This is a genomic window from Pseudomonas sp. S1_G07 (genome assembly GCF_054668565.1).
In genome coordinates this window covers 5,339,616-5,351,340 of sequence record NZ_CP162778.1, presented here as the reverse complement: position 1 = coordinate 5,351,340, position 11,725 = coordinate 5,339,616, and the positions used below count along the sequence as shown (strand labels likewise).

The window sequence follows — 11,725 nt, the reverse complement described above, 5'->3', positions numbered from 1 at the left end:
GGAGCCAGGGACGATGCGTATTTCTACACAGCAGTATTTCGAAACCAGCTCCACCAAGTATTCGAACAACTATTCAGGCGTAGTCAAGGCTCAAGACCAGGCCAGTAGCGGCGTGCGCGTGCAAACCGCGGCAGATGACCCGGTAGCGGCGGCGCGTCTGTTGATGCTGCAACAGCAGAAAGACATGCTGACCCAGCACAACGGCAATATCACCAGCCTCAAGGATTCGCTGACCAACGAAGAGAGCGTCTTGAACGCGATCAGCGATGCCATGCAGCGTGCCACTGAGTTGGCGCTGCGTGCCGGTGGTTCTGTCAGCGATGCTGATCGCCGTTCGATCGCCAGCGAGGTCGGTGCGATCGAGGATCAGGTGTTGGGCTTGCTCAACAGCAAGGACTCGTCCGGCAACTACCTGTTTTCCGGGTCCAAGACCCAGACGCCGCCGTATGCCCGCAACAACGACGGCACCTACAGCTACCAGGGCGATGAAACTCCGCTGAGCCTGCAGATTTCCAATACGCTGACCGTCAACGCCGGCGATACCGGCAAGACGGTGCTCGAAGGCGCGGCAAACTCGGGTCGCACCCAGGCCCCATGGTTGGCGCCGGTGCCGCAGACCGTGCCGCCGACCACCAACGACAACAAGGTCGCGCTGTCGGCGGGCCTGGTTACATCGAGTTCTGACTACTCCAATAAATTCGCCGATGGCCAGCCTTACAAACTGACGTTCACCAGCAGCACGCAATTTAAGGTGGCGGATAAAAACGGCAACGACGTCACCTCCGAGATTCCCGGTAACGGCGCATTCGACGCTACCAAGGAAGGCAGCTCGAGTGTTGCACTGCGCGGCGTGAAGTTCGACATCACCATGCAGCTTGGCGAGGACGTCGCGCCAGGCGCGTCCTCCGACGCGATGGTCAAGGATCGTACGTTCAGCCTGGAGTCCAAGCCCGATACCTTCAGCGTCTCGCGAACCCCCAGCAATGCGTCGAGTGCGCAATTGACCGGCGCTCGCGTGTCCAGCCAGGCCGACTACACCAGCACCTTCCCGACCAACAGCGGGGCGATTATCAAGTTCACCAGCGCGACGGCCTACGAGGTGTATGCCCAGCCTTTCAGCGCCGACAGCAAATCCATTGCCACGGGCGACACCGGCGGTGGCACCACGGTGACGGCGGCCGGGGTGACCTTCGACGTGAGTGCCGGGCCACCGCAGGCGGGCGATCAATTCTCCGTCGGTGCCAATACCCAGAAAACCCAGAATGCGCTGGACACCCTGGGCCAATTGCGCCGCGCGCTGGAAGTGCCCGCCGACGGCAATCCGGCGGCGACCGTCAAGCTCAAGGATGTGCTGGATACGTCCATCGCCAACCTGGCAAACTCGACCTCGCAGATTGTCAACGTGCGCGGTTCCATCGGCGCGCGGGGCAATGCGCTGGATATTCAGTCCAGTGAAAATGCCAGTCTCAATATTGCCAACACCAGCACCATGAGTGACCTGGCCAACATCGACATGGGCGAGGCGGCGATCAACCTGTCCCTGCAACAAACGATGTTGCAGGCCTCGCAACTGGCTTTTGTTAAGATTTCTCAACTGAGCCTGTTCAACAAGATGTGATTTGTCCACCTCTGCACAACGGCCCACCCTGGAAACAGGCTGGGCCGTTGTCGTTTATGCGGTTAAATTGTTGAAACGTTTTGTACAAACCGCAGAAAATTGAGTGACCTGTGAGTCATAAAGCGCATCTTCACTGTATCGTGTGAAAAGGATGAGTCGTCACAGGGTCCTTGCGGGGCGGCTTTCAGCGAGATTGTTATGGGGTTACCCCCTTTATTGTCAGCACTCCAGGCGTAGTCCTAGGGGTGTTCTCCAGCTATTTAGTATTGGGAAGCCACAATGATTGGCATAAAAAGCATCGCCAGTTACGTGCCGGCAGACGGGATCGATAACTATGCCCAGGGTGCCAAATTTGCCAAGGATGAAGAATTCATCATCGGCAAGATCGGTTCGGCGTTCCTGCCGCGCAAGGAGGCTGCGCAGGAAACCTCCGATCTGTGTGTCGAGGCGGTCAACGCTTTGTTTGCCAACAACCCGGATCTGAAGCGCGAATCGATTGACGCGCTGATCGTCGTCACCCAGAACGGCGACGAAGAGGGCTTGCCTCACACCGCCGCCATCGTCCAGGACAAACTGGGCCTGCCAACCCATGTGGCGGCCTTTGATATTTCCCTGGGCTGCTCGGGCTATGTCTACGGCATCTATGCGATGAAGGGCTTCATGGAAGCCACCGGCCTGAAAAACGGCCTGCTGGTCACCGCCGACCCGTATTCGAAGATCGTCGACCCGGAAGACCGCAACACCACCATGCTGTTCGGCGATGCCGCCACCGCCACCTGGATGGGTGAAGACGCACCGTGGTTACTGGGCAAGGCCAAGTTCGGCACCGACGGCTCCGGTGCGCCGCACTTGAAGGTCAGCGACGGCGTGTTCTTCATGAATGGTCGGCAGGTGTTCAACTTTGCGCTGCTCAAGGTGCCCGCGCATTTGCACCAGTTGCTCAACGAGTCTGACCTTAAGGCCGATGAGATCGATGCATTCTGCATTCATCAGGGCAGTGCGGCAATTGTCGACGCCGTGGCGCGCCGTTTCGAAGATGCACCGGTGGACAAGTTCATCAAGGACATGGTCGAGACCGGCAATACCGTGTCGTCGAGCATTCCGCTGCTGCTGGAAAAGCACGTGATGGACGCCGCCTGGAAGCGCGTGGCGATCAGTGGATTTGGGGTGGGCCTGTCGTGGGGATCGGCGATTCTCTACCGTCCGTGACGCTTCAGTAGACCGCCTTCACCGCAAAAGCAAACGCCGATGATCAAAAGATCATCGGCGTTTTTTATTTGGCGCCAAAAAAACCAACAAAATCGGGGGTAGGCGCCAGTCTAAACCCTTGAATTACAAGGAGTGGCAAGGCGCCAGTAAAAAAAATCAAAAAAACCCTCAAGCAACCGGCTACCACGACGATAACTATTACGTAGGTTCTCAGGCCACACCCGGCGGTTGCCAGGGCCGGAAGCCGCAGTATCCATCCAACGAGGATTTCGTCATGGCTTTAACAGTAAACACCAACATTGCTTCCATCACTACTCAGGGCAACCTGAACAAAGCTGGCAGCGCCCTGGCCACTTCCATGCAGCGTCTGTCTTCCGGCCTGCGTATCAACAGCGCTAAAGACGGTGCAGCTGATCTGGGTATCGCCACCCGTATGACCAGCCAGATCAACGGCCTGGGTCAAGCAATCAAGAACGCCAACGATGGTATCTCCATCGCGCAGACCGCTGAAGGCGCAATGCAGGCTTCGACCGACATTCTGCAAAAAATGCGTACCCTGGCTCTGTCTTCGGCCACTGGCTCCCTGAGCACCGACGACCGTAAGTCGAACAACGACGAATACCAGGCTCTGACTTCGGAACTGACCCGTATCTCGCAAACCACTACATTCGGTGGCCAGAAGTTGCTGGACGGTTCCTACGGTACCAAAAACATCCAGGTCGGCGCCAACGCCAACGAAACCATCGGCCTGAGCCTGGAAAACGTTGCAGCCAACAACATTGGTTCGCAGCAGATCAAAAGCCTGGGCATCACCCCTGGCGCCGGCGTAGCCGGTGGCGCAATCGCAGTGACTGGTAACGGTCAGACTTCCAGCATCACCGTAGCAGCTGCTGCCTCCGCTAAAACCATCGCTGCCCAGCTCAATGGCGCCATCGGTGGCCTGAGCGCTACCGCCAGCACCGAAGCTCAGTTCGTGGTCGGCGCTGGTGCTGCTGCTGCTCCGGCTTCGTTCACCATGACCGTTGGCGGCCAAGCCACCACGTTCGTCGGTGTGAAAGATACCGCCAGCCTGGCTGACCAGTTGAAGTCGAACTCGGCCAAACTGGGCATCAGCGTTAACTACGACGAGTCCAAAGGCACCCTGTCGGTTAAATCCGATACCGGTGAGAGCCTGTCGTTCAGCGCTTCGACCGCTGCCGGTACCATCACTGTTGCCACCAAAGACGGCTCCGGTGTCTACGGTACTGCCACTGCCCTGGCTGACGGCATCATCGCTACCGGTGCTGTGAACATGAACTCCTCCAAGGGTTACTCCCTGGAAGGCGCTGGCGTGACCGATGTGTTCGGTGCCGCTACTTCGGCTGCTTCGGTCAAGACCTCCGTGTCGCAGACCGACGTAACCGACGCTACCAAAGCTCAGGACGCTGTATCGGTGATCGACCAGGCTATCGCTGCCATCTCCAGCTCCCGTTCGGGCCTGGGTGCTGTGCAGAACCGTCTGACCAGCACTGTAGACAACCTGTCCAACATTCAGAAAAACAGCACCGCTGCCCGTAGTACTCTTCAGGACGTCGACTTCGCTTCCGAAGCTGCTGAACTGACCAAGCAGCAAACCCTGCAGTCGGCTTCCACTTCGATCCTGTCGCAGGCCAACCAGCTGCCATCCGCTGTACTGAAGCTGCTTCAGTAATCACAGCGCTTGGTAACTGACGGAAGGGCGCGTTTACGTGCCCTTTCGTCTTTTCCAATCAGAGGAGATTGGGCATGGATATGAATGTAAATTTGAACTTGTCTTATCCGCCGCTCGCCCCTCAAGGCGCAGTGGCACCTGTGGTTGTGGATAAAGACAAGAGTACGGACAAGGTCGAAGCGGCCGCGCCGACCACGGATAAAGCCCGTCCGGGCGATCTGGAAAAAGCGGTCACCGATATTAAAGAATTCGTACAAGCGGCCCAGCGTAATCTGGATTTTTCCATTGATGCTTCCACTCACAGGGTGGTGGTCAAGGTCATTGCCACTGACACCGGTGAGGTGATTCGCCAGATCCCTTCGGAAACAGCCCTGAAGCTGGCGCAAAGTTTGTCCAGCGCCAGTCACGTGTTGTTTGACGACAAGGCGTGAGCTGGCATGAAACTTGTTGCTGTCGCCGTTTGAAGCGATATTCGCCAAGATAACGGCAGCCACCGACTAGGAGAGAGATGATGGCGGGTACAACGATTACTGGCGTGGGCTCGGGCTTCGACACCCAGGCCATTGTGAAGTCCCTGGTGGATGCCGAGCGAGCGCCGAAACAAGCGCAGATCAACCTGCAGTCGCAAAAAGCAACGACCCAGCTGTCGTCGATCGGCAAGATCCAGGCAGCCCTGGATGCCTTCCGTGGTGCGCTGGCCAGCATGGGCACCGACAGCAGCTTCACTGGCTTGACCGGTACGTCTTCGGACGAAAAGGTCGCCACCATGACCGCCAATCAGAGCGCGGCTAACGGCAGCTTTGCGCTGATCGTCAACCAGCTGGCGCAGCCATCAAAGTTGTCGACCACCAGCTTCGCCGGTGGCCAGTCCACCGTTGTCAACAAAACTGACAAGGCCACCACGCTGACCATCTCTCAGTCGGGCAAGAACTTCGACCTGAGCGTACCGGCGGGCGCCACCTTGCAACAGGTGCGCGACTCGATCAACTCGACATTCGGCACTGCGGGCCTGAGTGCCAACATCCTCACCGACTCCAATGGTTCGCGTCTGATCCTGACCTCCACCAACGGCGGGGTGGGCTCGGACCTGACCATGTCGGGCAACTCCGGGATCGATACCGGCTACAAAGTGGTTGATGTGCCTCAGAACGCCAAGTACACCATTGATGGCATTGCGGCAGAATCCAAGAGTAACAGCATTTCCGATGCCGTGAGCGGTGTGAGTATCAAGTTGCTGTCGCTTTCACCGACGGTCACGGCCAACGATCAGACCCCGAATCCGCCGCGCACCGCCCTGACCATCTCGGTCAGCACCAGCACCACCGCCCTCAAATCCGGGGTCAAGGGCTTCGTCGATACCTACAACGCGTTGCTCAAGGCGATGAACGCCGAGACCAGGGTGACCAAGGATGCTGCGGGTAACTCCATTGCTGCAACGCTGACCGGCGATGCGACCATGCGCACGCTGCAGTCGGCGATCCGCAACGAGTTCAACGCGCTGTCCGGCAACGGCACATTGAAGTCGCTGGCGCAATTCGGTGTGACCTCTGACCAGGATACCGGCGCGCTGAGCATCGATGCCAAGCGGTGGGACAAGGCGGTGCTGACCAATGCTGCGGATATCACCAGTATATTCAGTGGCAAGAGCGGTTTGCTGGCGCGCCTGACGACGGCGACCGATTCCTATGCCAGGCCTTCTACCGGCATTCTGGCCACGCGCACCGCATCGTTATCTGAGAGCTTGAAGGACCTGATCAAGGACCAGACCAGCCTGGATGACCGTATTGCGACGATGCAGGATTCCCTCACCCGCAAATACACGGCAATGGACACACTGGTCGCGCAGCTGCGTCAGCAGAGCAACAGTATTCTCGGCACGCTCAACGCGATCAGTAATTCGAAAAATAACGACAACTGATTGATCGGTCGAAGAAAAGCCCGGGTCCCTTGACCTGGGCTTTGTTCTTCATGCGGCCATCGGGCTAAAGTTTTCCGCAACCGAGTCGACATAATTGTTATTGAGACCCTTCTCGCTGTAGCTTTCCACGAGGTAGAAACATGAATCCCATGAGAGCCCTTCGCCAATACCAGAAGGTCAATTCCCACGCTCAAATCTCCGAAGCCAGCCCGCATCGCCTGGTGCAACTGCTGATGGAAGGTGGCCTGGACCGGATGGCGCAAGCCAAGGGTGCCCTGGCGCGTGGTGATATTGCGCAGAAGGGCCTGATGTTGGGCAAAGCCACGGATATCATTATTGGTCTGCGTGATGGCCTGAATGCGGAAAAAAGTGACAACAAGGAATACGTTCAGCGCTTGGAAGGTCTGTATGTGTACATGAGCAACCGACTGATGGAAGCCAATCTACACAATGACGCCGACATGATTGACGAAGTCGCGCAGTTGCTGATTACTGTGAAAGAGGGTTGGGATGCCATCGGCGCGCCGCAAGGTGCCGCACAATAAGGCCGTCGGTCTTGAGGAATACGTCATGAGCCACGCACTGCAACGCATCGACGAAACCCGCGAAGCCCTGATCGGCGCGCTGGCGGACCGCAATTGGGACGCCATCGGCGAGCTGGATATGGGCTGTCGCAACGTGATTGACGAAGTGCTCAGTGAAGCGCCAGTGGACGAAGATGCGTTGCGTGAGAAGCTCGAGAGCCTGCTGGCGGTGTACCAGCAACTGCTTGAGGTGACGACCGGCGAGCGCCAGGCGATTTTTGAAGAGATGTCGCAGATCAACCAAGCGAAAAATGCGTCAAAGGTTTACCATCTGTTCGGCTGAGCAGGCGTAGTTAATCGCGACCGGCGCGTCATATATTTGACTGTGCCAGCATTTTTGACTTAACTAGTGCTGTTTTCAGATTTCAGACGTCTAGTAAGGTAAGAAGTCTTACAGGCGCCTCGATTGCCCTCGCTCCGGGGCAGGAAGTTTTACTAGGGAAGTTGCTATTGCATGTGGCGTGAAACCAAAATTCTGCTGATTGATGACGATAGCGTCCGCCGCCGCGATTTAGCGGTGATTTTGAATTTTCTCGGTGAAGAAAATTTGCCCTGCGGCAGCCATGATTGGCAGCAGGCGGTCAGCTCGTTGTCGTCGAGCCGTGAAGTCATTTGTGTGCTGATCGGGACGGTAAACGCTCCTGGCGCTGTTTTGGGCTTGTTAAAGACACTGTCTACCTGGGATGAGTTCCTTCCGGTGTTGCTGATGGGCGATATTTCTTCCATCGACCTGCCGGAAGACCAGCGCCGCCGTGTGCTTTCCACCCTGGAAATGCCGCCCAGCTACAGCAAATTGCTCGACTCCCTGCACCGCGCCCAGGTGTATCGCGAAATGTACGATCAGGCCCGCGAGCGCGGTCGTCACCGCGAGCCCAACCTGTTTCGCAGCCTGGTCGGCACCAGCCGCGCCATTCAGCATGTGCGCCAGATGATGCAGCAAGTGGCCGATACCGATGCCAGCGTGCTGATCCTCGGCGAGTCCGGCACCGGCAAGGAAGTGGTCGCGCGCAACCTGCATTACCATTCCAAGCGCCGCGACGGACCGTTTGTGCCGGTCAACTGCGGAGCGATCCCGGCCGAGCTGCTCGAAAGTGAACTGTTCGGTCACGAGAAGGGCGCCTTTACCGGGGCGATCACCAGCCGTGCCGGGCGTTTCGAGTTGGCCAACGGCGGCACGCTGTTCCTTGACGAAATCGGCGACATGCCACTGCCGATGCAGGTCAAGCTGCTGCGCGTGCTGCAGGAGCGCACCTTCGAGCGCGTGGGCAGCAACAAGACCCAGAGCGTCGACGTGCGCATCATCGCCGCCACCCACAAGAACCTCGAAAGCATGATCGAGGTGGGTAGCTTCCGCGAAGACCTGTACTACCGCCTCAACGTATTCCCGATCGAGATGGCCCCGCTGCGCGAGCGCGTCGAAGACATTCCGCTGCTGATGAACGAACTGATCTCGCGCATGGAGCACGAAAAGCGCGGCTCGATTCGTTTCAATTCGGCTGCGATCATGTCCCTGTGCCGCCACGGCTGGCCGGGCAACGTCCGTGAGCTGGCCAACCTGGTGGAGCGCATGGCGATCATGCACCCCTACGGTGTGATCGGCGTGGTCGAGTTGCCGAAGAAATTCCGCTATGTCGACGACGAAGACGAGCAACTGGTCGACAGCCTGCGCAGCGATATGGAAGAGCGGGTTGCCATCAACGGCCATGCCCCGGACTTCGGTTCCACTGCCATGCTGCCGCCCGAAGGCCTCGACCTCAAGGACTACCTGGGCAACCTGGAACAAGGCCTGATCCAGCAGGCGCTGGACGACGCCAACGGCATTGTCGCCCGTGCCGCCGAACGCCTGCGTATCCGCCGAACCACCCTGGTGGAGAAGATGCGCAAGTACGGTATGAGCCGCCGAGAAGGTGATGAACAGGCGGATGATTGACGCCTGTTTCACAAGCCGCTGATTCGTCAGCGGTTTTTTTTTAGGCACGGGTATTGCTACAGCCCTCGCAACGTTCCGTTTAACTGACGGTCAGCCAAGCGAGAGAGCATGATGCCCCACGCCGCCCAAGTATCTTCGACCCCCGCCATCCAGGGGCTGGTACTGCCTGTAGAGCCGCCGACCCGCCAGGGTCTCGAGCAGGCGTTCTCGCAGTTCAGCCAGATGTCCAGCCAACTGACCGATTCCTACAGCCTGCTGGAAGCCCGGGTCTGCGAGCTCAAAGGCGAGCTGGCGGTGGTCAGTGCCCAGCGCATGGAAGAGCTGGCCGAGAAAGAACGCCTGGCCAACCGCCTGCAAAACCTGCTGTCGCTGTTACCCGGTGGCGTGATCGTCATCGATGAAGATGGCCGCGTGCGCGAAGCCAACCCGGCCGCCTGCGACATGCTCGGCCTGCCGCTGGAAGGCGAGCTGTGGCGCCACGTCATCACACGCTGCTTTGCGCCGCGTGAAGACGACGGCCACGAAATCTCCCTCAAGGACGGGCGGCGCTTGTCCATTGCCACCCGTTCACTGGATGCCGAGCCCGGCCAACTGGTGTTGCTCAACGACCTGACTGAAACCCGTCACTTGCAAGACCAGCTGGCGCGCCATGAGCGCTTGTCATCGTTGGGGCGGATGGTCGCGTCGTTGGCGCATCAGATCCGCACGCCCCTGTCGGCTGCACTGATCTACGCCAGTCATTTGACTGATGAGCAATTGCCCGCCGCCACCCACCAACGATTTGCCGGGCGCCTCAAGGAGCGCCTGCATGAGCTGGAGCACCAGGTGCGCGACATGCTGGTGTTTGCTCGGGGCGAGCTGCCGCTGACCGACCGCGTGACCCCGGCCGGGTTGCTGCAAGCCCTGCAAGCCGCCGCGGCCGCGCATGTTCAGGACACGCAAATACGCTGGCAGTGCGACAGCCATCTCGGCGAGTTGCTGTGTAACCGCGACACCCTGGTGGGCGCGCTGCTCAACCTGATCGAGAACGCCATCCAGGCCAGCGGTCCGGGTGCACGCCTGAAGGTGCACCTGTACAACCGCGCGCAAACCCTGCGCCTGTGCATCAGCGACAGCGGCAGTGGTATCGAGCCTGCGGTGCTCAAGCGCCTGGGCGAGCCCTTTTTCACGACCAAGACCAACGGCACCGGCCTGGGCCTGACCGTGGTCAAGGCGGTGGCGCGTGCCCACCAGGGAGAATTGCAGCTGCATTCCCGTGTGGGGCGTGGCACCTGTGCATTGATGACCTTGCCGCTGTTCTCATGCGCGGCAGGCACGGAGTAAAGAGTCATGGCTATCAAGGTTCTATTGGTGGAAGACGATCGCGCCCTGCGTGAAGCATTGGCAGACACGCTGCTGTTGGCGGGCCATGACTACCGGGCGGTCGGTTCTGCCGAGGACGCCTTGGAGGCTGTCGAGCAGGAGTCCTTCAGTTTGGTGGTCAGCGATGTGAACATGCCCGGCATGGACGGCCATCAGTTGCTCGGCCTGTTGCGCGCCCGTCAGCCGCAATTGCCTGTGCTGTTGATGACTGCCCACGGCGCGGTGGAGCGGGCGGTGGATGCGATGCGCCAAGGCGCGGCGGATTACCTGGTCAAGCCGTTCGAACCCAAGGCATTGATCGAGTTGGTGGCGCGGCACGCCCTGGGTGTGATCCCGGCCAGCGAAAGTGACGGCCCGATTGCCTTCGAACCGGCCAGTGCGCAATTGCTTGAGCTCGCGGCCCGGGTGGCGCGCAGTGATTCCACGGTGCTGATTTCCGGCGAATCCGGCACGGGTAAGGAGGTGCTGGCGCGTTACATCCACCAGCAATCGACCCGCGCCAAGCAACCGTTTATCGCGATCAACTGTGCGGCGATTCCCGACAACATGCTCGAAGCCACGCTGTTCGGTCACGAAAAAGGCTCGTTCACCGGCGCCATCGCGGCCCAGGCGGGCAAGTTCGAACAGGCCGACGGCGGCACCATCCTGCTCGATGAGATCTCGGAAATGCCTCTGGGCCTGCAAGCCAAGCTGCTGCGGGTGCTGCAGGAGCGTGAGGTGGAGCGCGTCGGGGCACGCAAGCCGATCCAACTGGATATCCGTGTGGTTGCCACCACCAACCGCGACCTGGCCGGCGAAGTGGCGGCGGGGCGCTTCCGGGAGGATTTGTTCTACCGGTTGTCGGTGTTTCCCCTGGCCTGGCGCCCGTTGCGCGAACGCCCGGCGGACATCATTCCATTGGCCGAGCGCCTGTTGAACAACCACGTCAAAAAAATGAAGCACGCCCAGGCGCGGCTGTCGGCCGAGGCTCAAGCGTGCCTGATCAGCTACCCCTGGCCGGGCAATGTGCGCGAGTTGGACAACGCCATCCAGCGCGCGCTGATCCTGCAGCAGGGCGGGTTGATCCAGCCCCAGGATTTCTGCCTGGCCATGGGCAGCGGCGCCGCGCCATTGCCCACGTTGGCGCCCGCGCCTGTGGTGGTCGAGGCGGAGTCTGGCGGTGCCTTGGGCGACGACCTGCGTCGCCGCGAGTTCCAGATGATCATCGACACCCTGCGCGCCGAGCGCGGCCGGCGCAAGGAGGCGGCCGAGCGCCTGGGCATCAGCCCGCGCACCCTGCGCTATAAACTGGCGCAGATGCGTGACGCCGGGATGGACGTGGAAGCCTATCTTTTTGCGACATGAGTCGGAACAAGCCTGACAAGGTTTGTCGCCTTTTCTTACGAGTTGATCCAGAGCTGGCACCCTTGTTGCA

At 59.5% G+C, this 11,725-nt stretch carries 10 protein-coding genes; all 10 read left to right on the top strand.

The features are described 5' to 3' along the window. The first annotated feature begins 13 nt into the window (after nt 1–13). The 10 genes from AB4O05_RS24315 to AB4O05_RS24270 all read left to right on the top strand — a co-directional run bounded on the left by AB4O05_RS24315 (nt 14) and on the right by AB4O05_RS24270 (nt 11,655). Nucleotides 14–1,618, top strand: coding sequence for a flagellar hook-associated protein 3 (locus tag AB4O05_RS24315; RefSeq protein ID WP_460134892.1), 1,605 nt, complete (start codon nt 14–16; stop codon nt 1,616–1,618). Between the two features lie 279 nt (nt 1,619–1,897). Continuing rightward, a complete protein-coding gene (locus tag AB4O05_RS24310) occupies nt 1,898–2,827 on the top strand; it encodes a ketoacyl-ACP synthase III (protein ID WP_460134893.1) in 930 nt (309 codons plus the stop codon). A gap of 274 nt (nt 2,828–3,101) precedes the next feature. Next, entirely contained in the window at nt 3,102–4,517 is a 1,416-nt protein-coding gene (locus tag AB4O05_RS24305) for a flagellin N-terminal helical domain-containing protein (RefSeq protein WP_460134894.1), read from the top strand. Between the two features lie 74 nt (nt 4,518–4,591). Next, nucleotides 4,592–4,948, top strand: a complete 357-nt coding sequence (locus AB4O05_RS24300) for a flagellar protein FlaG (protein WP_460134895.1) — start codon at nt 4,592–4,594, stop codon at nt 4,946–4,948. A gap of 80 nt (nt 4,949–5,028) precedes the next feature. Further along, nucleotides 5,029–6,435 (top strand): flagellar filament capping protein FliD, encoded by a 1,407-nt coding sequence (fliD, locus tag AB4O05_RS24295; RefSeq protein WP_460134896.1) that lies wholly within the window; start codon nt 5,029–5,031, stop codon nt 6,433–6,435. Nucleotides 6,436–6,575: 140 nt separating this feature from the next. Beyond that, nucleotides 6,576–6,980, top strand: a complete 405-nt coding sequence (gene fliS, locus AB4O05_RS24290) for a flagellar export chaperone FliS (protein ID WP_460134897.1) — start codon at nt 6,576–6,578, stop codon at nt 6,978–6,980. Nucleotides 6,981–7,005: 25 nt separating this feature from the next. Continuing rightward, a complete protein-coding gene (gene fliT / locus AB4O05_RS24285) occupies nt 7,006–7,302 on the top strand; it encodes a flagellar protein FliT (protein WP_065940567.1) in 297 nt (98 codons plus the stop codon). Nucleotides 7,303–7,473: 171 nt separating this feature from the next. Next, nucleotides 7,474–8,949 (top strand): sigma-54 dependent transcriptional regulator, encoded by a 1,476-nt coding sequence (locus AB4O05_RS24280; protein WP_460134898.1) that lies wholly within the window; start codon nt 7,474–7,476, stop codon nt 8,947–8,949. Nucleotides 8,950–9,060: 111 nt separating this feature from the next. Further along, nucleotides 9,061–10,272, top strand: coding sequence for a sensor histidine kinase (locus AB4O05_RS24275; protein WP_460137498.1), 1,212 nt, complete (start codon nt 9,061–9,063; stop codon nt 10,270–10,272). A gap of 6 nt (nt 10,273–10,278) precedes the next feature. After that, the gene (locus tag AB4O05_RS24270) at nt 10,279–11,655 is read left to right on the top strand and encodes a sigma-54-dependent transcriptional regulator (protein WP_460134899.1); all 1,377 of its coding nucleotides are present in this window, start codon (nt 10,279–10,281) and stop codon (nt 11,653–11,655) included. Nucleotides 11,656–11,725 lie beyond the last annotated feature (70 nt).